Source organism: Pantoea sp. SO10 (assembly GCF_005281435.1).
Taxonomy (GTDB): Bacteria; Pseudomonadota; Gammaproteobacteria; order Enterobacterales; family Enterobacteriaceae; genus Pantoea; species Pantoea leporis.
On the sequence record NZ_CP040095.1, the window covers coordinates 3,703,155 to 3,726,780 of the forward strand.

Genomic DNA, 23,626 nt, shown 5'->3' on the forward strand with positions numbered 1-23,626 from the left:
CTAAGCATTCACGTATTTTTAATAAATTTTTTCAGCTAGTGAAATTTTACTTACAACAATTAATAAAAGGTTATTCCTAATGATAACTCGTGAGATTATGAAGGATTGGATTATCGAAGCTCTCCATTCGATGAATGGAGTTGGCTGGCCTAAGGATGTAGCTAAGTATGTTTGGGAAAAATATGAAGGAGACCTTAAAAGATCTGGAGGAATGCTTTATACGTGGCAGTATGATTTACGTTGGGCAGCACAACTTTTACGTCGAGATGGAATTTTAAAACAAGTGAATAAACGAACGGATAAACCTTGGGAACTAAATTAGCAATAAAAAGCCGAGAAAATGTTTACTCGGCCATATATTAAAAATCATGATTTATCATCATTTTTATTGCGCAAATGTTCTAGCCTCTCGGATAAGTACGAAATCAAACTTAATATATTCAAACAATCCAACTCCGAATAAACTGATTCTGTGAATTTATCCATAGGTGTATGATTAAAGGGGTTTCTAAATGCCTCAACAACACCTTTAGCAAGACTAAGTTGTCCCTTCTGAATATTTCTACCTGAATCGGTAGTTAGATCACTAATAGTCAACATCGGATTATTCTCTGACCAAACGTGTTGCATCAAAGCCACACCATCCTTATCTAATCCTGTAAGCTCACGTAATAAATCACTGTAAATTTTAACCCCTTGATCTGCAGCAAAGGCGTATTGTCCATTTATATAAAGTGGTTGTATTCTATCTTTGAGTTTACTATTTAAATGACGCCAATGAAGCAAAGGGTATTCAGGCACAATATTGTAAAGAGCTTTAACAACTGGGGCAAATTGTTCAATAGCTTCTTCATCAGCCAATTTATTCAAAATTGATTGGGTATTTTGCCTAATATCATGTGGCAAAGTGCTCATCCATTTTTCTGTATCTATACCAGAGGATTGGGTGAATTGAAGTGTCTTATCCTCTTTACGTTTTGTTCGCCAAGAACTATTAATTTTGCTTATTACATCGGATAAGAAATCCCTTAATTCTTTCATGTCTGGGTTATCCCAATCAACAGATTGCCTGTTTGTAGAGATAACATCTTCAGGAAGAAGGTCAATAAAATCTGCAGATATCCAACCCGTTAAATATTGGAAAAAGTGGCTTGATGTACTGCTGGAAAAATATTCAGGAGCATTAACAAGTTTACCTCTTGAAAAAAGAGATACTCCTCTAAGCCCTGAGTTAGGCTTAATAGGATAATCTGATGTGAAAAACTCTCCAGTTAATCTACCTTTGAATTTACTTTCATCATCAATGAAATCATCAAGTATCCATGAGAATTGTTTTACAAAACCCTCATAGCGTCTACCCGTTGTGATATTAACTACATCACCTTCATTATTCGTTAAACTTATTTTAAAATCATTATCAACAATAAATATTTTTGACAAGTTATTTGCTATTGCATCAAGATCAAAGGGTGATTGTCTCTTGAGCTTAGCTAAAGTAATTGTTGTACCATTACGCTTATCGGTCATCTTATTATAAATTTCGACTTCAGGATTGTAAGTTCCATCAGAATTTAGGAGTTTATCCCAATCTAGATTAAATCTATTACGTCTACCATTTTTAATAGTATCAATCGTTATTTTTTTAGCTAAACCAAATAATGCTAACTTACCTAACCCTTTTTTACCTGTTGCTAGTCGTTTAAATCTAGGTGAAGGTGTATCTCCAACATCGCTTCGTCTATTTCTACCAATAACCAAAAATCTATTTTGTATTTCGTCGGCACTCATTCCTGTACCATCATCTAACACATAGATACTTTTATCACTACCAACCTCGCTGAATCTTAAAGATACATTTTCAGCGTCAGCATCATAGGCATTAGATATTAGCTCAGCTAATGCAGGTGGCAACGTTGAGTACATCTTAACGCCTAAATGTTCAATTGTTCTTGGATCAAAGCGCATTTCGAGGTTATTGTTCATGATTCCATCCACTATAAATATTATTTAATGATACTTTCAAGATGCTTTTTAATTTTTATCGCATGCTCAAATATAAACTTGGGGGGCAGCGCATTACCTATCATCAATGCCGCAGCATCTCGTCCTTTCTCTAAAGAAAAAATATAATCATGAGGAAATGTCTGAAGTAGTGCAGCTTCTCTGAGAGTAATAGCTCTATCCTCTTGAGGGTGTAAAAAACGACCTTTAGATGGATTTATACAACCACCAGTAATTGTCGGAGATACCTTATCCCAAGCCATTCTGCCATAAACGTCTCGATATCCCCCGGGGTGTTTTTTATGGCAATCGAGCCAATATTCTTTTGGGAGCTGCTGTCGAGAGCCTCCATTTTTAGGGACTAACCTTATCATTTCCATTACTTTTTCACTTCTTTTAGAAAAGTAATCATGGAGTGGATCATTTCCGCATCCAGGATTTGTAAGATCCTTGATAGTACTTCTCACCGTTGATATTTCTTTGTTTTTCGTGGGGTGTTCAACAAAACCATAACGAGATGCCACAAGAATCATTCTTTTTCTTCGCTGTGGAACACCATAATTAGCTGTATCTTTAACCTGAAGAGATTCTTCATTAATTTTGTAATTTAATTTTTTTAAAAGAAATATAACTTTATTAATCCTATCATCCTTAGCTAAAGCTGGTACGTTTTCAATCATAATAACTTTAGGTAGAAATTTTTTTGTAAATTTCATTAATTCAAATATAAGATCATTTCTATCATCTTCTACAGCAGTAGATTGATTACGAGTCCTATGTGATGAAAACCCTTGACATGGAGGGCAGCCAGCTAGGAGGTCTAACTCTCCGGGTTTTAAATTCAATTCTTTCATCAATTTATGGCGATTAACTTTAGCAATATCTTGTTCAAGAAGAAGGTCTTCAGGATGATTTATGCGATAAGTTTGAGCTGCGACTGGATTAAGTTCAACGCCAGCAATGACTTTGAAACCAGCTTGTTTTAAACCACATGTTAATCCGCCAGCCCCGCAAAACAGATCGATAGCAGTAAAAGAATGAGTAATGCAATCCATCAAAAATCCCTTGATAAACAATTTCTTATTAAAAACATAATGCATGATTTACATTATAGTTCTTAATGAAATAACTTATCAATAGTGTAATAAGTGATGATAAGCAAAGTAGATATGATAATGAAATATGATTTTAAAAAGTTCGAAGTGAAATTATTTCAAAAGCGGCCTTTAGGCCGCTATGTATTATCAGTTTACCACGCGGAATTGCGCCATCGAATCCTGCAACTGCTGCGATTGCGCTTCCAGCGATTGGGTGGCAGCGCTGGCTTCTTCGACTAACGCGGCGTTCTGCTGCGCGGCTTCATCCATTTGCGTCACCGCCTGATTTACCTGCTCGATACCGCGACTCTGCTCTTCCGAAGCAATGGAGATCTCTTTCATCAGCGTAGTCACGCGCATCACTTCGCTGGAGATCTCATCCATGGTTTCACCGGCGCGCGTGGCCATATCGCTGCCCTCTTGCACCCGCGTCTGCGATTCTGCGATGAGCTCGCGGATCTCTTTGGCGGCGGTAGCGCTGCGACCAGCCAGCGTGCGCACTTCATTAGCGACCACGGCAAAACCGCGCCCTTGTTCACCGGCACGCGCGGCTTCAACCGCAGCGTTCAGTGCCAGGATGTTGGTCTGGAAGGCAATGCCATCAATCACGCTGAGGATGTCGCCAATGCGATTGGCGCTTTGGGTGATCTCCTGCATCTTCTCCATCACGTAGCCGACCACTTCGGCACCGCGATCGGCACTGTCGGAGACATTGCTGGCGAGCTGATTGGCCTCTTTAGCGTTGCTGGCATTGAGACGCACGGTGGCGGTGAGCTGTTCCATGCTGGCCGCGGTTTGCTCCAGCGAAGCGGCGGACTCTTCGGTACGCTGCGAGAGATGCACGGTGCCCGCCGCTAACTCGCGGCTTCCCACGTCAATCTGCAAGCTGGCTTCGCGCACCTGACTGACCGAACTGCTGAGCGCCAGCTGCATATTCGCCAGCGCCTGATTGAGACGGCCTAATTCACTCTTTCCGGCTGCGGGCAGCGGCTGGGATAAATCGCCGGCCGCAATTTGCTCCAGATGCACAATCGCGCCATCGAGTGGACGCAGCAGCAGACGACGCAGCAGTTGCCAGGCAATGACGATCAGCAATAGCGTCAACGCCATCGCCACGCCAATCATGATTTTCATCTGCCACTCATTGTGTGCAGCTTGCGCCAGACGTGTAGCTGAGACTTCATCAGCATAAACGGCAAAATCATGCACGGCTTTCGCGTAGTTGCTTGCCAGCGTTGAGAGGTTGCCTTCCAAAACCTGGTAATATTCGTCGGTATACTGCTTTTGCAACGCATCCATCATCGGCACGATAGCGCCCTTATGATAGGCAGCGAACGAAGTAGCCACGGCATCGGCGAGGATTTTACCCTGAGCCGTTACCGTTCCGGCATCAATAAAGGCTTTCAGATGACGCTGGGAACTGGTGACATCCTCCTCAGCTTGTTTGGTGACGCTGGCGCCGTCCTCCAGTAATCCGATTTCGATTTTGCGCACGGCCAATGCGGCGCTGCCGCGCGCGCGCATGAGGTCGGCATTGCTTTGATACAAACTGTTCAGTTCAATTCCCTGAATGCGGTTAATGGCATCCAGTGATTGATTGCCTGCGTTGATGGCAGAGATGCCCATCGCGCTGACTGCCAGCAGCAGCAGCGTCATAAAAGCCAAAAGCGTGAGTAATGCAGTACGAATTGATAGCTGTTTGAACATGATTATCCCCGTTTGCAAGAAAAGGCAGAAATCCGCTGGCCCTAAAACGGAAAGATTATCGGCAGTTGATCGCGGAAACTTTATCCATTGTTGATGGTCAACTGGCTGACGATCATCCAGACTTCACTTTTACTGAACTCTGCCCCAGCAAAATTTAAGGAATGAAACGATGAAAAAATGGCTCCCGATGGCGTGTTTGTTGGTCAGTGGTTTTGCTGCAGCGCAACAAAACCCTATCGATCAGCAGCTCGATCAGTGTCTGAATAAGGAATCCAGCACCGCCGGCATGTCTCAATGCTACGGCACCGCTAATAAAGCCTGGGATAAAGAGATGAACGCGCAGTACACCCAAGCAATGAAAAAATTAACCGGCGCACCTAAAGACAAATTGCGCAGCGCCCAGCGCGCGTGGCTGACCTATCGCGACAGTTGGCTGGATGCCAGCCGCAGCTATTTTGTTAGCAGCCAGGGCACGATGGCCGCGCTGTCAGTTGGTGCGCAGGGCGTCAGTCTGGTGCGTAATCAGGCGCTGATGTTGCAATCAATTAACAAAGGCAGTTGCGCCAACCCCGACGATTGTTGATTAATGTAAGCGTTTAATACGCTTAGCGCTGGCATCGGCCAGCGCGCCCATTAATCTGCAGGGAGAAACCATGGCTGCTTATGCCTCCACCATCATTCTTGTTTGCCTCGCCGTCCTCAGCTATTTCGTTCATAACAGCGCCGTTACCATCTCGATTCTGATCCTGCTGGCGATCAAGCTCACCCCGCTGTCGCAATTCTTTACCTATGTGGAAAAACAGGGCATTCAGATTGGCATCATCATCCTCACCGTTGCGGTGATGGCGCCGCTGGCCAGCGGTACGCTGCCGGCTTCCTCTCTGTTGAAATCGTTCGCCAACTGGCAATCGATTATCGCGATTGTAGTGGGGGTTTTCGTTGCCTGGCTGGGCGGACGCGGCGTGAACTTTATGAGCGTGCAGCCGTCGGTGATTGGTGGGCTGTTGATTGGTACGGTGATTGGCGTGGCCTTCTTCCGTGGTGTGCCGGTTGGGCCACTGATTGCGGCGGGGATCGTCTCGCTGTTTGTCACGGCGAAGTAGAGGGTTGGAGCATTCCGAAACGCCAAAAAGGGGGCATACTTTCAGAGTCAGTTGGCTATAATAGCCGTCACTCAACATATGACTAATGAAGGAAAGCCAGATGAGTTTGAACCAGGTGCCTGCAGGTAAAGAGTTGCCAGAAGATATCTACGTTGTCATTGAGATCCCGGCTAACGCCGATCCGATCAAATATGAAGTCGACAAAGAGTCTGGCGCCCTGTTTGTAGACCGTTTCATGTCTACCGCCATGTTCTATCCGTGCAACTACGGTTACATCAACCACACCCTGTCTCTGGATGGTGACCCGGTTGACGTGCTGGTGCCAACCCCTTATCCGCTGGTACCGGGCTCAGTGATCCGCTGCCGTCCCGTTGGCGTGCTGAAAATGACCGACGAGTCTGGCGAAGATGCCAAACTGGTTGCGGTGCCACACACCAAGCTGAGCAAAGAGTACGATCACATCAAAGATGTGAACGACCTGCCAGAACTGCTGAAAGCGCAGATCACCCACTTCTTCGAGCACTACAAAGATCTGGAAAAAGGCAAATGGGTGAAGGTTGATGGCTGGGACAACGCAGAAGCGGCCAAAGCTGAAATCATCGCCTCTTACGAGCGCGCGCAGAAGAAATAAGATTCTTTTCTGCAACGCATAAAAAAACACCGTCCAATGGACGGTGTTTTTATTTATGCCTCTGTTTCGCCATCTCGCCTTAACCAGTCACCGCTCGCGATGTGCGTGCGACCCGCAACTGAACGCTGATAGACATACAGCCAGGCACTGCCGTAAGGCGTCTGAATAAGCTGGCGTTTGTATTCGCCATTTTTGGTGCGCAAGGCATCAAGTTCGCCGAGCGTGCTGGCGTCAATGCGATACACCTCGCAATAAACGCTGCCTTCTCCTTCCACCACGCCCGGATAGTGACCCAGATTGTAGAGATCAAACCCCACAATCTGATGGTCGCCGAGCCACTGCGCATTCGTCATCCAATGACTGTTTCCCTGTTTGCGCCGTAAACTGCCATAGACAATTATTCGCATTGCTAAAACTCAAACTGATAGAGCAGATCCAGTGCCTGATCGAGACCCGACACGGCTTCTAAATAGAGTTTGGGCATCAGGCGATAACGCAAGGTTAAGGTCGCCAGTGAATCAAATATGCCAACACCGTATTTTACTTGTAGACCCGGCAACACGTAACCACTCACCTGCACCTGCTGGCTATCGCCTACGCCAGCGGTATCAACCGCGAGATTACTGACACCGAAGGTCTCGCCGATTTTACCCACAACCTGACCACTTTGCGCAACCCCCAATCCCACCAACGCGGAAGTTAATGCGTTGCTGTCGCCATCGCTGTTGAGTCCCTGACCACGTAACAGGTAAGAAAGCGCTTCCTGCTGTGACATCGCCGGATCGGAGAACACTTCCACTTTCGGCTCATCCGCCAGCCCGGTTACCCGTAATCCGGCGGTGACATCATCTTCAGTGGCCTCAGGATTACGGATCGCCTCGAGATTGACGTAAGGCTGGTCCGGCGGTCCGGCGAATTGCAGCTCACCTTTACGCACCAGCAAATCCTGACCATAAGCGTGGAAGCGGCCGGATGGGATGTTGATCTGGCCATTCAAGCCGAGGCCGTTTTTATCCTGCACCAGTTTGAGATCGCCATTCAGCCTGGCTTTTAGGCCAAATGCCGAGAGCCGCACATCATTACCGACGTGGATCACCAGATTGCTGTTGATCGGGATCGCCGCCGTTTTCGGCTGAATCGGCTTGAGATTTTGATCCAGCATCACTTCATCAGAGGAGACGCCGGTGGCGCTTTCCGGCACTTCCTGCACGGTAATGCGCGCCCACGGAATATCCACTTTGCCGTCAAGGCTGAACGCGGCCGGCGTGGCTGCAAACACCAGATCCGGCGAGACATCCATGCGCACCATTGGCGGCACGGTAACGCGGATGCGGCTACCTTGCGCCGCCACGCGCGCGCGCCAGTTATCCAGCTGGCTCCAGTCGGCGTTGCCGCTCAGGTTAAGATTGCCCTGCGCCGTCTGAATCATGCCGTTGAGCGTTGAGCTCATGCCGTTGAACACCATGTTAAGGTTGGCGGCGGTGAGATCGACCGGCATAAAGCTGCCGTCGACATCCACATCGCTCAGCCCCAACTGACCAAACACCTGCGGCTGCTGCAGCGTGCCGCCAAGGCGCAGGTTGCTGTTCAGGTTGCCTTTAATCTTCTCGCCCTGCATCAGCGCCGGATTCAGCATCGCCAGCGAAATATTGCTGATGCCGATGTTGCCCGACAGGTGACGCCGATTCTCAGGATCGGCGATCTGCACATTGCCGCTCAGCTGGCCGTTGTTGACGATATGGATCAACCAATCAAGCTGTGCGCGACCGTTACGCAGCGCCGCATTCAGGTTCAGCGTGTCGAAGGCGATAGGCAAACTGTTGCCCTGCACGTCTTGCTCCACTTTCACGCCGCTGCCTTTCAGCGCTAAGGTGCCGGTTGGCAGCGCGCCGTCGGCGGTCCAGTTAACGCGCGCATCACCACTGAACACGCCGTTCAGTTTGGTGGCATCGGTGAGGAACGGTTTGATCATCGCCAGATCGAAGCGATTGAGCACCACATGCGCATGTCCGCTGGCACCGGCTTCAATCGGTTCCGGTACGCACAGCTGCGCGTTCGGGTTCTGCCAGCAGTGCGGCCCAATGGTGGCGGTCTGCTTGCTGTTGAGGTAATCAATCGCCATCGCCCGCGTCAGTCGCCATTCGCCTACCGGCGTGTCGAAACGCGTGTTGTTGAGATTGCCCTGCCAGCGCTCGGTTGTGCGATCAAAGCTGCCGTTAAGCGCCAGCTGACCGGAAACCGGTTCGCCCTGTACCTCGAGCTTAAGCTGATGCTGCTTTTCGTTGCCGTCGGCGTTCAGCGTTAACAGGTTCACTTTCAGCGCGTCCTGCTGCAGCTGTTCCACGCGCAGTTGCAGCTTACCGGCGATCTGATCGCTGGATTTCACATCGCCCTGTAACGCCACGCGACGGATCTGCAGCTGCTGCCAGCGCAAACCAGTAGCCGTGAGATCGGCCAGCAGCTGCGGCGCTTGTAAGGTGCCGCGTGCTTTGATGGTACCTTTGGCGACGCCGCCCAGGCCCGGCAGCGCGTTATCCAGCTTTGGCGCATCAATGCTGGCGTCGAGATTGAGCGTGTCGCCCAGCTCGCCCTTCACGTCCAGATGGTTGCGACCCAGCGCAATGTTAAGGCCGGGCACTTTCCACTGGTTGTAGCTGTTGCCGGTCAACGTACCTTTGGCGCTCACCGCGTTCTGCTTAACGTTTCCTTTCAGCTCGAGCTGCGGCACGCTGAGCTGCCAGGTTCCGCCGTACAAGCTGCCGCGCGTGGCAATTTTGCCCTCCAGCTTCGCTGGCCAATCCGGATACTGTTTGGCGGTGTTGATGCCTGAAAGCGTCAATTCGCTGCGCCAGCTGATGGCTTTGCTCCAGTCCACCAGCGCCGTCAGATCGATATTGCCCTGCAGCGCCGCCACGCGCAGCTTATCAAGATTGAACTGCTGCTCGTTGCCTTTGCCGTCGAGCGCAATGCTGGCAGGCGGCACGCCTTCGCCTTTCACCGCAGTGCGCAGCGACATCACGTAATCGGTGGCTTTGCCTTTGAACTGATAATCGAGATTATCCGCCTGATACTGCACCGCGCCGGTGAGCGGCCAGCGCAGCTGCGGGCTGGTGAGTTTTAGCGCCAGCGGCAAACCAGCAACCGCAGGTTGCGTGGTCGCATCCAGCTGCGCACGCACCGGACCGGAAAGATTCAGCCCGAGCTTCAGCTCGTCACGCATCGCGCCTGCAAGGTTCATTTTGATCTTCTCGCCCTTGATCGGGTCGAGATTGAGCGTGCCGTTCAGCGCAAAATTCACCGGCCAGTTATCGGCCAACGTTGCTTCACCGCTGGCGTTCACCTGCCCTTGCGGCGAATCGACATCAAAGGTTTCCAGTTGGAGATGACGATCGGCGGTTTTGGCTTTTAACAGCAGACGCGTGATTGAGATGTCGGTATCGCCGGTGATGCGCAGCTGCTCACCCAGCAGTTCCTGCACGGTGATATCCAGCGGCAGCTGGAAGTCCGGCATATCTGGTAACAGTGGCTTAGCGAACATCGCCTGCAGCGTTTCGCCCAGAGGCTGTTCATCCGGCTGTGGCTGCTGCACTTTTGGCTGCACTACTTGCTCATCCACCACCTTGGCCGCTTTCGGCAGCGCGATCAGCAGGCTTTGGATATGGGTTGGCGTCAGCGTCAGTGCGCGATCCTGCCACTGCAGGCCGCTGGTGAAGTCGAGCAGGGAAATTGCGGTGTCATCCACTTTTACGTTGATGTTATGCAGGCCGACTTTGCTGAGCGTGATGGGATACGGCGTGCTGAGATTGGTGCTGCCGCTCTCCTCTTCCGGCGGCGGTGCGCTGGCCGGTGCCATTTTTTTGCTATCGACCACCACGCTGACATCCTGCAGCGCGATGTCATTGACACACACCGACGAATGCAGCAGGCAGTTGAGATTCAGCGCCAGGTGGAAACGTCCGGCATCCACACTGACGCCCGGCATCTCATACTTCACGCCGCTTAGCGTCAGATCGCGCCAGCCACCTTCCACCTGTTTGATCGACAAACCTGGCACCCAGCGATCGGCGCCTTTCAGCAGCAGATGCAAACCCGGCGTGGTGCCCACCAGAAACGCGATGCTGCCCAACAGCAGCACCAGAAAAATACCGATGCCAATCAGGACCTTTTTCCACAGCTTCATAGTTCAGGCCCCAATCCTACATAAAATTGCAATCCATGCTCCTTGTCGTCGCCAATCGGCCGCGCGATATCAAACTTGATCGGCCCGACCGGAGAAGACCAGCGCACGCCGAAGCCGGCACCGGTTTTCAGGTTGCTCTGCTTGATGTCGTTGACCGCTTCACCGGAATCGACGAACACCGCGCCCCACCATTTGCCGGTCACGTTGTATTGATATTCAAGCGAGCCGGTGGCCATTTTCGAGGCGCCGGTCAGCTTGCCGTTATCATCACGTGGCGATACGTCTTTGTATTTGTAGCCGCGAATGCTGCGATCGCCACCGGCGAAGAAGCGCAGATCCGGCGGCACTTTGTCGAAGTCGTTGGTTTCGATCCAGCCCACATTGCCGCGCGCCACAAAGCGATGCTTATCGGCGAGCGTGCGAATCCAGACGTTTTGCGCCTGCATGATGACGAAATCAACGTCCGAACCCCATGTGGTATCCGACACGTCCACCGAGTAGCGCTGCGAATCGCCCCACGTTGGCATCAGACCGCCGCGCGAACGGGTGCGGTTCAGGCTGACGCCCGGATAGAGCAGCATAGTGGTGTTGGTCACGCTGGCCTGGGTAAAGTGATCGAGGCTCCAGCGCAGGTTGATTGCCTTCTGCCAGCCGCTGCTGCTGTCCCAGTTTCGCGACATCGCCAGCGTGGTGGTATCGGCTTTGGTGTCGTTGAGATCGGTACGCTTCACGCCGCCGGAGAAGGTGTAATACTGCTCCAGCGGACTTTTCAGCAGCGGGACTTTGTAGCTGAGATCGAGCTGTTGCTCCGGCGCAGAAACGTAGGCGCTGGCGGCCAGGCTGTGGCCGCTGCTGTTAATCCACGGTTTTTTCCACGTGCCTTTAATGCGCGGCCCGACATCGGTGGAGTAACCGACGCCGGTTTCAATGGTGTTTTCCACGCGTGGCGATACCACCGCATTCAGCGGCAGCACTTTGCTTTGACGACCTTTATCAAACTCAGGCGCGACCACCACTGAGTTGAACCAGCCGGTCGCCGACAAGCGGCGGTTAAGTTCGGCCAGATCGCGCGAGCTGTAGTAATCGCCCTTTTTGAACGGCACCAGATTTTGCAGATAGGCTTCGTCGATTTGCGAGCCCTGGAAACCGACATCACCGAAACGGTAGCGCGGGCCGCTATCGTAATTGATGTCCCAGAAGGCTTCGCGCCGTTCAACCGAAACGCCAAGCTGGCTTTGCTTAAAGTCACCGTCGAAGTAACCATTACGCAATGCCAGGCTGGAGAAGCCGTTTTTAAATTTGTCATAGGCGCCGTGATTCAGCTGTGTACCGACTTTCGGCGTGCCCTGTTTGACCCAGGCTTGGTAATCCTTGTCGGTGCGGGCTTCACCTTCGATCACAATGGTGCTGCCGCCGATCTTGACCGGTTCGCCGGGCTTAACGTGTGCGATCAATACCGGACGACCACCTTGCGGCGGTGCCGGGCGCGATTCAAAATTGATCTCCGGTTCGTAATAACCCAGCGCCCGCAGGCCTTCTTTGATCGCTTCCGCAACGCGCGCGCGGAAACGGCCGTCGTTCGACACCTCGTCACTGCCGATGGTGGACAAGCGTGCCCTGACGTTCTTTTGCAAATCCCCGCTAAGACCGTCCAGCTGCAAGCGCACTTTGGCTGCCTCAACGGCAGGTGCAGCAAGCAACAGGCTGGCCAAACAATAAATATGAAATCGTGGCACACGTACTCCTGTTAATAATGCCGGCCCCTATTCCGCAGGGGCGTTTATTCTCTGGAAGGGTATCACCAGCGCGCGTGTACCCATCAGCATAGCCGCTCTTTTCCCCCCACTGGCGCAAATTCAGCGACTAAGCCAAATTGTGACCTATTGTGGGTAAATGTGCTAAACGATACAACAACCAAGGCGATTCTTAAGCTCGCGAATGACGTTCACTCAGATTAATCCGACCCCCTGATGCGCGCCTATAGCGGCATGATAAGCGCTGCTGCTATAATCAGCGACCAGCAGGCCTCGCCTGCACCCTTTCTGCCCCGACGTTAACCTTATCTTGTCGAAATGGCGCAGACATTTTTGGCACGGATAGCCTGTTTGACTGGCAAGTACCGGATGTACGCCCATTCCCGCGCTGCCCAGGCCAAAAATGACAAGTGATTAACCCAACGGACCTTTTATGCTCGATAGCTTACTTGTCATTCTTTTACTGATCGTCATCAGTTCATTTTTCTCCCTTTCGGAGATCTCGCTGGCCGCCGCCCGTAAGATCAAACTGAAGCTGCTGGCTGACGAAGGCAATATCAATGCCCAGCGCGTGCTGAAGATGCAGGAACAACCTGGCATGTTCTTCACCGTAGTGCAGATTGGCCTGAATGCCGTGGCGATCCTCGGCGGTATCGTCGGCGATGCGGCGTTTTCGCCCGCCTTTAATAGCTTATTCAGCCGCATCATGGCACCCGAATTGGCTGAACAGCTCAGTTTTATCTGCTCCTTCACCATCGTGACCAGCCTGTTCATTCTGTTTGCTGACCTGACGCCAAAACGCGTCGGCATGATTGCACCGGAAGCCGTAGCGCTGCGCATCATCAACCCGATGCGCTTCTGTCTGGTGGTGCTGCGTCCGCTGGTGTGGCTGTTCAACGGCCTGGCGAACGTCTTCTTCCGTCTGTTCAAACTGCCGATGGTGCGTAAAGACGACATCACCTCCGACGATATCTATGCGGTGGTGGAAGCCGGTGCGCTGGCGGGTGTGCTGCGTAAGCAGGAACATGAGCTGATTGAGAACGTGTTTGAGCTGGAATCGCGTACCGTGCCGTCATCAATGACCTCGCGCGAGAACGTGGTGTGGTTCGATTTGCACGAAGATGAAACCACGCTGAAAACCAAAATCGCCCAGCATCCGCACTCGAAATTCATCGTCTGCGATGGCGATATCGACCACATCGTCGGCTATGTCGATTCCAAAGAGCTGCTGCTGCGTGTACTCGGCAATCAAAGCCTGACGCTGAACAGCGGCGTACAGATTCGTTCAGCGCTGATTGTGCCGGATACGCTGACGCTTTCTGAAGCGTTGGAAAGCTTCAAAACCGCTGGTGAAGACTTCGCGGTGATCATGAACGAATACGCGCTGGTGGTGGGCATCATTACGCTGAATGATGTGATGACCACGTTGATGGGCGATTTGGTGGGTCAAGGTCAGGAAGAGCAGATTGTCGCGCGCGATGAGAACTCATGGCTGGTCGAAGGCGGCACGCCAATTGATGACGTGATGCGCGTGCTGGATATCGATGATTTCCCGCAGTCTGGCAATTATGAAACCATTGGCGGCTTCATGATGTACATGCTGCGCAAGATTCCGAAGCGTACCGACTTTGTGAAGTTTTCCGGCTACAAGTTTGAAGTGGTGGATATTGATAGCTACCGTATCGACCAGCTGCTGGTTACGCGTATTGATGAACGTCCGCCGGTGCTGAATGTAAACAAAAATACGGTGGATGAATCAGAGTCGTCGCAGGATCGCGATTGATGGCGACAAGCCAACAACCGCACTAAAAACTGAGGGCGCCATCGGCGCCCTTTCTTATGCTTACTTAGTTGTACTCGGCTTGCAGCCGCAGCACCTGGCGATTGATTTCTGACATCACGCTGAGATGCTGTTTATCTTTGACACGCGGCAACATCACTTTGCCCTTATCAAACTCGAACGCGCCCACGTCCTTGATGTACAACCTTCCTCTAAATAGCGTTTTGACATATTTCGCAATTTGCAGCGGATTATAGCGCTGGAAGATCTTCATGCTGTTTAACTCCTAAAATGTTTAATACGCTCCGTCGTTACCAAATTTGGTACGAACCCGTGAAGCGCAAATGAGGCATAACTATAGAGCATCCTTTCTTAGCCGTGTTCCGAAAAGGTGAATTATTTACTGAATTGACACATCATTACAGAATACTCTGTTATCAGCCTCACTAAACCCAGTATAAACCTTCACTCATTATGGAATTGTGGCATAGGTTGCAAACCTGTTAACTCATTGCGACAGACGCATCATCCACGCCTAATATTGCAGGAACATGAACAACTGGTCGGATCACCAAGGAGAGTAATAAATGCGTTTGAGACACACTGTGATAGCACTGGCACTCTTGCTGCCGGGCCTGGCTGCGGCACATGCCTTCAAACTGGGTGAACGCGTGCCAGCCGTTGGCGTTAACGACAAAGGAGAGCTGGTTTATCAACAAGATGAAGATAAGTTTAGCTACAAATCCTGGAATAGCGCGCAGCTAAGCGGAAAAGTTCGCGTTATCCTGCATATTGCCGGGCGCTCTTCTGCTAAAGAGCAGAATGCGGCGTTAATTGAAGCCATCAAAGCTGCGCATCTGCCGCACGATCGATATCAAACCACTACTATCGTCAATACCGACGATGCGATTCCGGGCACCGGCATGTTCGTGCGCAGCAGCCTTGAGAGCAATAAGCAGCAGTTTCCATGGTCGCAGTTTATCGTCGATAGCAACGGCAGCGCGCGTCAGGCCTGGCAGTTGGAGAAAGGCGGATCCGCAATTGTGGTGCTGGATAACACCGCACATGTGCGCTACGTCAAAGATGGTCCGCTGACGCAGGACGAAGTGCAGCAGGCGATGAAGTTAATTCACGAGTTGTTGCAGAAGTGAACGGAAGTTGCCGTGGACGGCCAATACGGATGCATCCATGCATTGCACATTCTTTAGCGGCGCAATTTATTACGTATTAAATTGCGCCGTTGAAAGCCTAAAACAATGAAACGCGGAAACCGGGATTGAGGAACGATTCGCGTGGGGTGTAATCGAGGGTTTTGCCCTGCCAGTCATGCACATGCGCACCAGCCGCAATCGCCACCGCATGGCCTGCGCCGGTATCCCAGATGTTAGTGGGCCCGAAGCGCGGATAGAGTTGCGCGCTGCCTTCGGCTACCAGACAGAACTTCAGCGATGAACCAATCGCGGTGGTTTGATGCTCGCCGAGCTGGTGCAAATACTCCTGCAACTCGGTATCGCTCTCAAAATGCGAACGGCTAACCACCACTAATGGTGGACGCGCTTCACGCGCATGAATCTGCGTCTGCTGGCCGTTCTCTTCTTTCCAGGCTTTACCCTCAGCCGCCGAGTACATCACGCCCAGGACGGGCGCATAAACCACGCCCAATACCGGTTTGCCATTTTCGATCAGCGCAATGTTGACTGTAAACTCGCCGTTGCGCTTGATGAACTCTTTGGTACCATCCAGCGGATCGACCAGCCAGTATTTCTGCCAGTGCTGACGCACGTCCCAGCTCGGGGGATCCTCTTCAGATAGCACCGGCACCCCCGGCGAAAGCGCCGTCAGACCTTGCACAATCACGCGATGCGCCGCGAGATCGGCCGCGGTGACCGGAGAATCATCCGACTTACGGGTCACGTCAACCGGCTCTGCGCCGTTATATACCTGCATAATGGCATCGCCCGCATCACGCGCCAGCTGACAAATTTTATCTAACATTCTTTACCTCTTTTCCGCTGATTCTGCCTGTCAGACACCAACTGCCAATCTGTCCTTATTTTAGCAGTTGTCATTCAACAGCCTGCGACTGTGCTGTCTGCTACAGCAATCTATTTGAATATCAATACCATAGTTCATCGTCGGCGGCTATGGCGGGATGCTGAATGCGCTTTTAGCGCGGCCCGGCGGGAGATATTGGATGAAAGTCCGAGCTTCATCACAAATTGAAATGATAATTCGTCATGGTTTTACATTATTTTGAGAGGCCCATTGGACCGAACAAGGAGCAAGCGATGTTCAAAGCGAGCATGTCGTTATTGGCACTCTGTATAACTGCCGCCACGGTACAGGCTGCTACGGTGGATCTGCGCATTCTGGAAACCACCGATCTGCACAGCAATATGATGGATTTCGATTATTACAAAGATACGCCGACGGAGAAGTTTGGCCTGGTACGCACCGCCACCTTAATTCAGCAGGCCCGCGCGCAAGCGAAGAACAGCGTGCTGGTCGATAACGGCGATATCATTCAGGGCAGTCCGCTGGGCGATTACATGGCGGCGAAAGGGCTAAAACCGGGCGAAGTTCATCCGGTATATAAAGCGATGAATACGCTGGATTACGCGGTCGGAAACCTCGGTAATCATGAGTTCAATTACGGTTTACCTTATCTGCAAAAAGTGCTGGCCGGCGCGCGTTTCCCTTACGTCAACGCCAACATTATCGATGAAAAGAGCGGAAAACCGCTGTTTACGCCCTACTTAATCAAGGAAACCACCGTTACAGACCGTGACGGTAAGCCGCATACGCTGAAAATTGGTTACATCGGCTTCGTTCCCCCGCAGATTATGGTTTGGGATCGCAACAATCTGCAGGGAAAAGTGCGGGTTGATGACATCACTGAAACAGCGAAGCGCTATGTGCCGGAAATGCGCGCAAAAGGTGCTGAAATAATCATCGCTATTCCGCACTCCGGTTTGAGCAGTGAACCCTATCATGCCATGGCCGAAAATTCGGTCTATTACCTCAGCCAGGTTGCTGGCATCAACGCCATCATGTTCGGTCACGCTCACGCGGTCTTCCCGAGCAAAGAGTTTGCGGCAATTAAAGGCGCTGATATCGCCCAGGGCACACTTAATGGTATTCCGGCGGTGATGCCCGGTATGTGGGGCGATCATCTGGGTGTGGTCGATCTGGTGCTGAATAACGAGGGCGGCAAATGGCAGGTTGCGCAGGGCAAAGCCGAGGCACGTGCAATTTATGACAGCGCGGCGAAAAAATCGCTGGCTGCCGAAGATGCCGATCTGGTGAAAGTGCTGGAGCAAGATCACCGCGCCACGCGCGATTTTGTTGCCAAACCGATCGGTAAATCCGCCGACGTGATGTACAGCTACTTGTCGCTGGTGCAGGACGATCCCACGGTGCAGATCGTTAACAACGCGCAGCGCGCTTACGTCGAGCACTTTATTCAGGGCGATCCTGATCTTGGCCGCTTGCCGGTGCTCTCCGCCGCCGCGCCGTTTAAAGCTGGCGGCCGCAAAAACGATCCCGCCAGCTATGTCGAAGTGGAGAAAGGTAACCTCACTTTCCGTAACGCCGCCGATCTCTATCTCTATCCCAATACGCTGGTGGTGATGAAAGTCAGCGGTGCACAGGTGAAAGAGTGGCTGGAGTGTTCAGCCGCGCAGTTTAACCAAATCGATCCGCACAGCAGCAAACCGCAAGCGCTGATTAACTGGGATTTCCGTACCTATAATTTTGATGTGATCGATGGCGTGCAGTATCAAATCGATGTTACGCAGCCGGCGCGCTATGACGCAGAGTGCTCGCTGATCAACAAGGGGGCTTCGCGCATTAAGGATCTTAGCTGGCAAGGCAAACCTATTGATCCTCAGGCCAGTTTCCTGGTCGCCACCAATAACTATCGCGCTTATGGCGGCAAGTTTGCCGGCACCGGCGATAAGTATGTCGCCTTCGCGTCGCCGGATGAGAACCGCTCGGTGGTTGCCGCTTATATCAGCAGCGAAACCAAAGCGCATGGCGAAGTGAAACCGCAGGCCGATCACAACTGGCGTTTAGCGCCGATTAACAGCAGCACGCCGCTGGATATCCGTTTTGAGACCGCGCCTGGCGCGAAAGCAACGAAGTTTATCGAGCAGCACGCCGATTACCCGATGAAAGCGGTGGGCAGCGATGAGATAGGTTTTGCGTTGTGGCAGGTGGATTTGCAGAAGAAATAGTTGTTATAAGCGGGTTGCCAGATGCATAGCTGGCACCCTGCTCTGATGTAATACCGCCAAAATAATAATGCCTTTCTGGCCTGGCTGGTAATAAACCATGTGGCTGACATAGGGAAAGCTGAGCACACCTTCTGCAACATCCAGCGCTCTGCTTTTTCCCAATGCCGGCATTTCTGCCAGCGTGCGTAACGTCTCCTGCAAACGCCTTAAATAGATTTTTGATTGCGCATCACCCCAGTTCTGCATAGTGAACCGGCGAATATCGACAAGATCCTGTCGCGCTTCATCCGTAAGCTGATAATTAGCCATTTAATCCAGCAGTTGGTCGAAAAAGGTTTCACCATCGGTCAGTTGTCCGTTGGCAATATCATTTCTGGCTCGGGCAATTTTTTCCTGCAAAAATTGCTGCTTCATGGCCTCTATCGCCTGATACTCCTCAGCGGAGATGACCACTGCTACCGGCTTTCCATTACGGCTAATCTGGACAGGCTCACGCTGCGCTTTCAGCAGCATATCGCCAAATTGGGTTTTGGCTTCGTTGGCGGAAAGTGAATGCATACCGCACCTTTCGTGTGAATCGTTCGATTCGCACATTATATACGCTGATTAATTTAAAACCAGCTTGTTCTACAGATATAAAAAAACCGGCACGATCGTGTGCCGGTTTTGAGAATCAACTTGGCGACTTACAGAATTTCCAGCAGTTCAACTTCGAAGATCAGGGTGCTGAATGGCGGGATGGAGGCGCCAGCACCGCGCTCGCCGTAAGCGAGGTTGTGTGGAATCGCCAGTTCCCACTTGGAACCGACCGGCATCAGCGTCAGCGCTTCGATCCAGCCGGCGATTACGCCGCTAACCGGGAATTCTGCGGGTTCGCCACGCGCGACTGAGCTGTCGAATACCGTGCCATCGATCAGTTTGCCGGTGTAATGCACGCGCACACGATCCTGACGTGAAGGAATTGGACCTTCGCCCTGCGTGATGACGCTGAACTGCAGACCGGTTTCGGTGCTGCTTACGCCTTCGCGTTGTGCGTTCTGCTTAAGGAAAGTCTGACCTTCTGCCGCCATCGCTTCTACACGCTCACGACGCACGCCTTCAGCGCGCTCGTGCACTTCACGCAGTGCGCGATGTACCACGTCAACCGGGACGGCCGGTGAGTTCCCTTCCAGCGCGTCGCGCAGGCCGGCGAGCAGTGCTTCTGGCTGCAGACCCTGCAGTCCAGACTCTTGCAGCTGCTGGCCTACCTGTAAACCGATACCGTAACTTGCTTGTGATTCGACGCTGTCGAATGAAGGGGTCGTCATCTTGATTCCTTAATCCCGGAGAAAAATAGAACCGGCAGCATACCAGCGCGGGCGGCTGGCGTAAAATCTCACGCGCCGCAGATGACATTTCCCGGCGAAACGGAAACAATACAGCGGTCAAATTTTTCAATGCTGCCAGGCACTTCCTGTCAGCATTACTCATACTATAGCTGTGGCGAGGTTTTCACCCGCCACCGTCGGAACAAGAGAGAATACATGGGCCAGATCGCCCCACGACGTCGCAGGACGCGCGCACCGCGTACTTTATTACCTTGGTTGCAACGTTGGCTGCCGCGCATTCCGCGCCAGGCCGCCAGCGAGGAGGATTCACGAATGGCTTCCGATCACCCTTCCCGCGTTCCCGCCGCACTACAGCGCGTCTGGCATTTGCTGGATGATGTGCGCTGGATGGATCCGCTACCCGCTTTTCATCGTCGCGGCATCGTCATTGCCCTGCTGGTGCTGCTGCTGGCGTTTCTCTGGCCGAGCAGCACGCCGCAATATCCGGTTGAGCGTCCGGCGGACACTGGCGCTAAAGAAGTGCCGATGCAGGCGGAAATTTACGAAAATAATCAACAGCAGAACACGCCGGCGAAAACCGATTCGCAGGGCGAGTGGCGCACCTATAATGTGGCATCAGGCCAGACGCTGGCGCAGCTGTTCCGCGACAATAATTTACCGGTGAATGATGTGTTTGCCATGGCGCGAGTCGAAGGTGATGGGCAGCCGCTGAGTGCGTTACAGAATGGTCAGCAGGTGAAGATTCGTCAGAACGCGCAAGGCATGGTGACCGGTTTAACGGTGGATGGCAGCAACGGTCCGGTGCTGTTTACGCGCCAGCCAGATGGCAGCTTTATCCGCGCTCAGTAAAACGCAGAAACAAAAACGCCGGCACATGGCCGGCGTTTTCGCATTACTGAGTGAACTTACTCAGCAACTACATTCACAACCAGTTTAGCGAAGACTTCGCTATGGATCTGGAAGTCAACTTCGTGCTCACCGGTGGTGCGCAGTACGCCTTCTGGAAGACGAACTTCGCTTTTAGCCACTTCAACGCCAGCTGCAGTTACTGCATCAGCGATGTCACGGGTACCGATGGAACCGAACAGCTTACCAGCGTCGCCTGATTTAGACGCGATGGTTACGGTGCCCAGTGCGTTGATTTTCTCTGCACGTGCGTTAGCAGCAGCCAGAACGTCAGCCAGTTTGGCTTCCAGTTCAGCGCGACGTGTTTCGAAGAACTCAACGTTTTTCTTGGTAGCAGGAACAGCTTTACCCTGTGGAACCAGGAAGTTACGAGCGTAGCCCGCTTTAACGTTAACCTGATCACCCAGGCTGCCCAGGTTTGCTACTTTATCAAGCAGAATAACTTGCATTACCTTATCCTCTTAAAGTCGTTAATGGACAACTACCGATTACTGATGACGATCAGTGTACGGAAGCAGGGACAGGTAGCGAGCGCGCTTGATGCAACGAGCGAGCTGGCGCTGGTATTTTGCACGAGTACCGGTAATACGGCTCGGGACAATTTTACCGCTTTCGGTAATGTAGTTTTTCAGTGTAGCGATATCTTTGTAATCAATCTCTACAACGCCTTCCGCGGTGAAACGGCAGAACTTGCGACGACGGAAATAACGTGCCATTTGGCTAGTCTCCAGAATCTATCAAATCAATCTGCTCGGCATGTAACACCATTCTGCTCTGACCATTGCGTGCCTGATGGCAGCTAATAAAGCCTTCGAGAGTGAGTTGCGTGCCGACCGTTATATGTTGAGTAATCACCTGATGGGTGCTGCCGCTGATAATCACCGGCATTTGACACCAGGCTTGCCGGTGGAAACCGGCTTCCTCTTGCACAGAACGATGCTCAAGCACGAACTGGCAATGAGGAATCCCTGACGGACTGACTTTTCGAACCGGCGTCTTGCACACAGTGCCAGACAGGCGCAGTCGATTTGCCGTCATGTCGGATTACTCTTCAGAATCCCCAGCATCTGAGTCATCAGCCGATTCGTTAGCAAAGTCTTCGCGGCGATCACGACGCTCGTCTTTAGCTTTAACCATCGGAGATGCTTCAGTTACCGCGTGCTTAACGCGCATAACCATGCTGCGGATAACGGCGTCGTTGAAGCGGAAGTTAGTTTCCAGCTCGTCAATCACTTCCTGCGGCGCTTCTACGTTCATCAGAACATAGTGAGCTTTGTGCAGTTTGTTGATTGGGTAAGCCAGCTGACGGCGGCCCCAGTCTTCCAGACGGTGAATCGTGCCCTGTGCACCGGTGATAGCACCAGTGTAACGCTCGATCATACCTGGAACCTGTTCGCTCTGGTCAGGGTGGACCATAAATACGATTTCGTAATGACGCATCGATAGCTCCTTACGGATTATTCAGCCTCCTGTCAGGGTCAGCTGCGGCCCACGGAAGCAAGGAACGTTATAGGTTGCGAATCATTTAAAAAATGAAACACACCTCTGAATGCAGCTGAAAAATTGACGCGTAATCATACTGGCGTCCTTGCGGAAACTCAAGCGCACAATTCATCAAATGGCGACTATCGTGCCAGCTGATGCGGCTTTTCGTGCTAAGTGAAATGCATCAGTGAGTTAGAGAAGGTTTTATCAAATTCTCTGAAGAAGGCGTTCAAAGGGACGATCTGGCGGCAAATTGGTTAAGAACTACACTGTTTACAGGCGCAACGAATTCCGCTTTTCGCCGCGTCTGAGAGTGCAATCCCTGGAGTGAGGAGTCGATAATGAAAACGATCATTTTCGCCACTTTACTGGGTCTCTTCCTGTCTACACCCGCTTTTGCCAGCTCCGCTGACTTCGCGCAGCAGATGAGAAGTCACAGCAGCAACGCGGCATCAGGCTATGTCTACGTCAATCGGCTGGATGCGCCTGCAAGCAGTAACCCAGTCAGTGCCAATACCAGCGCCGCCGAACGGTTGTCATCACAACTTTAGTCCGGCAGCCTAAACGGGCTGGCGCCAATCACGCCAACCCGCATTTTTATAAATGATGTTTAAAGAAACTGACCAGCGCCGTCAGGGCCGCAGGCGTGATTTTATGGCCGATGTTTTTTTCAGATAGCGTGGTCACATGGTGATCGAGTTCTGCCTCGCCTAAGGCTTTCTGCAAACGCGCCGTTTCAGCAAAGGGCACCACTTCATCCGCTTCGCCGTGCCACAACAGCAAAGGTCGATTCGCCAGTTTCTCCAGCTGTTCGCTGGGATCGTAAGGCGCCAGCGGTGCTAAACGCGCGGCAAAAGCCTCTTTCTGCTCTGGCGTGCGCGCCACCAGCGGCGGAAACAGCGTATGACTCAGCTGCATGAAATAGCCGGAACCCATCAAACACGCCACGCTGTGAATCTGTGGATAGCGTGCCATCGCGCCCAGCGCGGTCATGCCGCCCATTGAGGCGCCTGCCACGGCAAAACGCTCATCCGCAATCCAGTCGTTATCGCGCAGCGCCTTTTCCAGCAACGGCACTTCATCGATGTTCTGTTTAAGGATCTCCCAGAAGTGGGTCATCCGCGCGTCGGTATCACCGTTGTAACGTGCGCCGTGCATGTCCGCATCGGGCATGATCACGCGGAAACCAGCCTGCGCCAGCGCCACGGCAAAGTAGCTGTAAACCTCTTTCGATGAGGTAAAACCGTGATAGAACAACACCGTCGGCAAGCGCGCCTGGCGCTGCCCGGCCGGTGATGCGTGGATACATTCAATGCCTGCCAGATGCTCCGTTGCCAACTCAATCATACCGCCTCCATTGAGAATGATTATCACTGGCCTCAGTGTAAGCGCTGCCTGACAAAATGCGAGCCACTTCAC

The 23,626-nt window shown here is 51.9% G+C and carries 25 protein-coding genes; 9 read left to right on the top strand and 16 right to left on the bottom strand.

Going from position 1 to position 23,626, the window contains the following annotated elements:
* Positions 1–79: 79 nt before the first annotated feature.
* Positions 80–322, top strand: a complete 243-nt coding sequence (locus FCN45_RS17035) for a hypothetical protein (protein WP_137386590.1) — start codon at positions 80–82, stop codon at positions 320–322.
* Between the two features lie 44 nt (positions 323–366).
* Here the strand turns inward: FCN45_RS17035 and FCN45_RS17040 are convergent, their stop codons facing one another.
* The 3 genes from FCN45_RS17040 to FCN45_RS17050 form a co-directional block, all read right to left on the bottom strand.
* Positions 367–1,983 (bottom strand): TIGR02391 family protein, encoded by a 1,617-nt coding sequence (locus tag FCN45_RS17040; RefSeq protein ID WP_137386591.1) that lies wholly within the window; start codon positions 1,981–1,983, stop codon positions 367–369.
* A gap of 20 nt (positions 1,984–2,003) precedes the next feature.
* Positions 2,004–3,056, bottom strand: a complete 1,053-nt coding sequence (locus FCN45_RS17045) for a DNA cytosine methyltransferase (RefSeq protein WP_137386592.1) — start codon at positions 3,054–3,056, stop codon at positions 2,004–2,006.
* A gap of 189 nt (positions 3,057–3,245) precedes the next feature.
* On the bottom strand, positions 3,246–4,805 hold the full coding sequence (locus FCN45_RS17050; RefSeq protein ID WP_137386593.1) for a methyl-accepting chemotaxis protein: 1,560 nt from the start codon (positions 4,803–4,805) through the stop codon (positions 3,246–3,248).
* 169 nt (positions 4,806–4,974) lie between these two features.
* On the opposite strand from FCN45_RS17050, the gene FCN45_RS17055 reads away from it, so the two are divergent.
* From FCN45_RS17055 to ppa, 3 genes are all read left to right on the top strand, one after another.
* The gene (locus FCN45_RS17055) at positions 4,975–5,388 is read left to right on the top strand and encodes a lysozyme inhibitor LprI family protein (RefSeq protein WP_101762885.1); all 414 of its coding nucleotides are present in this window, start codon (positions 4,975–4,977) and stop codon (positions 5,386–5,388) included.
* A gap of 70 nt (positions 5,389–5,458) precedes the next feature.
* Positions 5,459–5,908: a DUF441 domain-containing protein gene (locus FCN45_RS17060; RefSeq protein ID WP_137386594.1), complete on the top strand. Its 450-nt coding sequence runs from the start codon at positions 5,459–5,461 to the stop codon at positions 5,906–5,908.
* Between the two features lie 100 nt (positions 5,909–6,008).
* The gene (gene ppa / locus FCN45_RS17065) at positions 6,009–6,539 is read left to right on the top strand and encodes an inorganic diphosphatase (RefSeq protein ID WP_007892166.1); all 531 of its coding nucleotides are present in this window, start codon (positions 6,009–6,011) and stop codon (positions 6,537–6,539) included.
* Positions 6,540–6,592: 53 nt separating this feature from the next.
* Here the strand turns inward: ppa and FCN45_RS17070 are convergent, their stop codons facing one another.
* From FCN45_RS17070 to FCN45_RS17080, 3 genes are read right to left on the bottom strand one after another with little or no spacing between them, the layout of a single operon-like run.
* The gene (locus FCN45_RS17070; RefSeq protein WP_101762883.1) at positions 6,593–6,946 is read right to left on the bottom strand and encodes a gamma-glutamylcyclotransferase; all 354 of its coding nucleotides are present in this window, start codon (positions 6,944–6,946) and stop codon (positions 6,593–6,595) included.
* Between the two features lie 2 nt (positions 6,947–6,948).
* Positions 6,949–10,719, bottom strand: a complete 3,771-nt coding sequence (locus tag FCN45_RS17075) for a translocation/assembly module TamB domain-containing protein (RefSeq protein WP_137386595.1) — start codon at positions 10,717–10,719, stop codon at positions 6,949–6,951.
* On the bottom strand, positions 10,716–12,455 hold the full coding sequence (locus tag FCN45_RS17080) for an autotransporter assembly complex family protein (RefSeq protein WP_137386596.1): 1,740 nt from the start codon (positions 12,453–12,455) through the stop codon (positions 10,716–10,718). The genes FCN45_RS17075 and FCN45_RS17080 overlap by 4 nt, the downstream gene beginning before the upstream one ends.
* Positions 12,456–12,906: 451 nt before the next feature.
* On the opposite strand from FCN45_RS17080, the gene FCN45_RS17085 reads away from it, so the two are divergent.
* Entirely contained in the window at positions 12,907–14,256 is a 1,350-nt protein-coding gene (locus FCN45_RS17085; protein WP_110867426.1) for a hemolysin family protein, read from the top strand.
* Between the two features lie 64 nt (positions 14,257–14,320).
* Here FCN45_RS17085 and FCN45_RS17090 read toward each other — a convergent pair whose 3' ends face one another.
* On the bottom strand, positions 14,321–14,527 hold the full coding sequence (locus tag FCN45_RS17090; RefSeq protein WP_007892150.1) for a DUF1107 domain-containing protein: 207 nt from the start codon (positions 14,525–14,527) through the stop codon (positions 14,321–14,323).
* 313 nt (positions 14,528–14,840) lie between these two features.
* On the opposite strand from FCN45_RS17090, the gene FCN45_RS17095 reads away from it, so the two are divergent.
* Positions 14,841–15,404, top strand: coding sequence for a YtfJ family protein (locus tag FCN45_RS17095; protein WP_101762879.1), 564 nt, complete (start codon positions 14,841–14,843; stop codon positions 15,402–15,404).
* Between the two features lie 97 nt (positions 15,405–15,501).
* Here the strand turns inward: FCN45_RS17095 and cysQ are convergent, their stop codons facing one another.
* Positions 15,502–16,248 carry a 3'(2'),5'-bisphosphate nucleotidase CysQ gene (gene cysQ, locus FCN45_RS17100; RefSeq protein ID WP_101762878.1) on the bottom strand — a complete coding sequence of 249 codons (747 nt, stop codon included), beginning with the start codon at positions 16,246–16,248 and terminating at the stop codon, positions 15,502–15,504.
* A 293-nt stretch (positions 16,249–16,541) separates the two neighbouring features.
* On the opposite strand from cysQ, the gene FCN45_RS17105 reads away from it, so the two are divergent.
* Positions 16,542–18,488, top strand: coding sequence for a bifunctional 2',3'-cyclic-nucleotide 2'-phosphodiesterase/3'-nucleotidase (locus tag FCN45_RS17105; RefSeq protein WP_137386597.1), 1,947 nt, complete (start codon positions 16,542–16,544; stop codon positions 18,486–18,488).
* Between the two features lie 3 nt (positions 18,489–18,491).
* Here the strand turns inward: FCN45_RS17105 and FCN45_RS17110 are convergent, their stop codons facing one another.
* From FCN45_RS17110 to fklB, 3 genes are all read right to left on the bottom strand, one after another.
* Positions 18,492–18,797, bottom strand: coding sequence for a type II toxin-antitoxin system RelE/ParE family toxin (locus tag FCN45_RS17110; protein WP_137386598.1), 306 nt, complete (start codon positions 18,795–18,797; stop codon positions 18,492–18,494).
* A complete protein-coding gene (locus FCN45_RS17115; RefSeq protein ID WP_101762875.1) occupies positions 18,798–19,046 on the bottom strand; it encodes a type II toxin-antitoxin system Phd/YefM family antitoxin in 249 nt (82 codons plus the stop codon).
* Positions 19,047–19,174: 128 nt separating this feature from the next.
* Positions 19,175–19,795: an FKBP-type peptidyl-prolyl cis-trans isomerase gene (gene fklB / locus FCN45_RS17120; RefSeq protein WP_137386599.1), complete on the bottom strand. Its 621-nt coding sequence runs from the start codon at positions 19,793–19,795 to the stop codon at positions 19,175–19,177.
* 216 nt (positions 19,796–20,011) lie between these two features.
* Between fklB and FCN45_RS17125 the strand changes: the two genes are divergently transcribed.
* A complete protein-coding gene (locus FCN45_RS17125; protein WP_168197469.1) occupies positions 20,012–20,665 on the top strand; it encodes a LysM-like peptidoglycan-binding domain-containing protein in 654 nt (217 codons plus the stop codon).
* A gap of 56 nt (positions 20,666–20,721) precedes the next feature.
* On the opposite strand, the gene rplI is transcribed toward FCN45_RS17125, so the two are convergent.
* From rplI to rpsF, 4 genes are read right to left on the bottom strand one after another with little or no spacing between them, the layout of a single operon-like run.
* Positions 20,722–21,171 (bottom strand): 50S ribosomal protein L9, encoded by a 450-nt coding sequence (gene rplI / locus FCN45_RS17130; RefSeq protein ID WP_137386600.1) that lies wholly within the window; start codon positions 21,169–21,171, stop codon positions 20,722–20,724.
* A gap of 39 nt (positions 21,172–21,210) precedes the next feature.
* Positions 21,211–21,438, bottom strand: coding sequence for a 30S ribosomal protein S18 (gene rpsR / locus FCN45_RS17135; RefSeq protein ID WP_002210155.1), 228 nt, complete (start codon positions 21,436–21,438; stop codon positions 21,211–21,213).
* Positions 21,439–21,442: 4 nt separating this feature from the next.
* Complete coding sequence (gene priB, locus FCN45_RS17140; protein ID WP_007892027.1) at positions 21,443–21,760, bottom strand: primosomal replication protein N; 318 nt, start codon at positions 21,758–21,760, stop codon at positions 21,443–21,445.
* 6 nt (positions 21,761–21,766) lie between these two features.
* Complete coding sequence (gene rpsF, locus FCN45_RS17145) at positions 21,767–22,162, bottom strand: 30S ribosomal protein S6 (RefSeq protein ID WP_101762874.1); 396 nt, start codon at positions 22,160–22,162, stop codon at positions 21,767–21,769.
* 386 nt (positions 22,163–22,548) lie between these two features.
* On the opposite strand from rpsF, the gene FCN45_RS17150 reads away from it, so the two are divergent.
* Positions 22,549–22,758, top strand: coding sequence for a hypothetical protein (locus FCN45_RS17150; RefSeq protein ID WP_137386601.1), 210 nt, complete (start codon positions 22,549–22,551; stop codon positions 22,756–22,758).
* A gap of 46 nt (positions 22,759–22,804) precedes the next feature.
* Here FCN45_RS17150 and yjfP read toward each other — a convergent pair whose 3' ends face one another.
* Positions 22,805–23,554, bottom strand: coding sequence for an esterase (gene yjfP, locus FCN45_RS17155; protein ID WP_137386602.1), 750 nt, complete (start codon positions 23,552–23,554; stop codon positions 22,805–22,807).
* Positions 23,555–23,626 lie beyond the last annotated feature (72 nt).

What these genes read in the sequence shown, in the direction of transcription:
- FCN45_RS17115 (WP_101762875.1), bottom strand. Translation starts at nt 19,046, where the DNA reads ATGCATTCACTTTCCGCCAACGAAGCCAAAACCCAATTTGGCGATATG.
- rplI (WP_137386600.1), bottom strand. Translation starts at nt 21,171, where the DNA reads ATGCAAGTTATTCTGCTTGATAAAGTAGCAAACCTGGGCAGCCTGGGT.
- FCN45_RS17040 (WP_137386591.1), bottom strand. Translation starts at nt 1,983, where the DNA reads ATGAACAATAACCTCGAAATGCGCTTTGATCCAAGAACAATTGAACAT.
- FCN45_RS17150 (WP_137386601.1), top strand. Translation starts at nt 22,549, where the DNA reads ATGAAAACGATCATTTTCGCCACTTTACTGGGTCTCTTCCTGTCTACA.
- FCN45_RS17105 (WP_137386597.1), top strand. Translation starts at nt 16,542, where the DNA reads ATGTTCAAAGCGAGCATGTCGTTATTGGCACTCTGTATAACTGCCGCC.
- fklB (WP_137386599.1), bottom strand. Translation starts at nt 19,795, where the DNA reads ATGACGACCCCTTCATTCGACAGCGTCGAATCACAAGCAAGTTACGGT.
- rpsF (WP_101762874.1), bottom strand. Translation starts at nt 22,162, where the DNA reads ATGCGTCATTACGAAATCGTATTTATGGTCCACCCTGACCAGAGCGAA.
- FCN45_RS17055 (WP_101762885.1), top strand. Translation starts at nt 4,975, where the DNA reads ATGAAAAAATGGCTCCCGATGGCGTGTTTGTTGGTCAGTGGTTTTGCT.
- ppa (WP_007892166.1), top strand. Translation starts at nt 6,009, where the DNA reads ATGAGTTTGAACCAGGTGCCTGCAGGTAAAGAGTTGCCAGAAGATATC.
- FCN45_RS17125 (WP_168197469.1), top strand. Translation starts at nt 20,012, where the DNA reads ATGGGCCAGATCGCCCCACGACGTCGCAGGACGCGCGCACCGCGTACT.
- FCN45_RS17110 (WP_137386598.1), bottom strand. Translation starts at nt 18,797, where the DNA reads ATGGCTAATTATCAGCTTACGGATGAAGCGCGACAGGATCTTGTCGAT.
- cysQ (WP_101762878.1), bottom strand. Translation starts at nt 16,248, where the DNA reads ATGTTAGATAAAATTTGTCAGCTGGCGCGTGATGCGGGCGATGCCATT.
- FCN45_RS17050 (WP_137386593.1), bottom strand. Translation starts at nt 4,805, where the DNA reads ATGTTCAAACAGCTATCAATTCGTACTGCATTACTCACGCTTTTGGCT.
- priB (WP_007892027.1), bottom strand. Translation starts at nt 21,760, where the DNA reads ATGACGGCAAATCGACTGCGCCTGTCTGGCACTGTGTGCAAGACGCCG.
- FCN45_RS17090 (WP_007892150.1), bottom strand. Translation starts at nt 14,527, where the DNA reads ATGAAGATCTTCCAGCGCTATAATCCGCTGCAAATTGCGAAATATGTC.
- FCN45_RS17035 (WP_137386590.1), top strand. Translation starts at nt 80, where the DNA reads ATGATAACTCGTGAGATTATGAAGGATTGGATTATCGAAGCTCTCCAT.
- FCN45_RS17045 (WP_137386592.1), bottom strand. Translation starts at nt 3,056, where the DNA reads ATGGATTGCATTACTCATTCTTTTACTGCTATCGATCTGTTTTGCGGG.
- FCN45_RS17085 (WP_110867426.1), top strand. Translation starts at nt 12,907, where the DNA reads ATGCTCGATAGCTTACTTGTCATTCTTTTACTGATCGTCATCAGTTCA.
- FCN45_RS17095 (WP_101762879.1), top strand. Translation starts at nt 14,841, where the DNA reads ATGCGTTTGAGACACACTGTGATAGCACTGGCACTCTTGCTGCCGGGC.
- yjfP (WP_137386602.1), bottom strand. Translation starts at nt 23,554, where the DNA reads ATGATTGAGTTGGCAACGGAGCATCTGGCAGGCATTGAATGTATCCAC.
- FCN45_RS17060 (WP_137386594.1), top strand. Translation starts at nt 5,459, where the DNA reads ATGGCTGCTTATGCCTCCACCATCATTCTTGTTTGCCTCGCCGTCCTC.
- FCN45_RS17070 (WP_101762883.1), bottom strand. Translation starts at nt 6,946, where the DNA reads ATGCGAATAATTGTCTATGGCAGTTTACGGCGCAAACAGGGAAACAGT.
- rpsR (WP_002210155.1), bottom strand. Translation starts at nt 21,438, where the DNA reads ATGGCACGTTATTTCCGTCGTCGCAAGTTCTGCCGTTTCACCGCGGAA.
- FCN45_RS17075 (WP_137386595.1), bottom strand. Translation starts at nt 10,719, where the DNA reads ATGAAGCTGTGGAAAAAGGTCCTGATTGGCATCGGTATTTTTCTGGTG.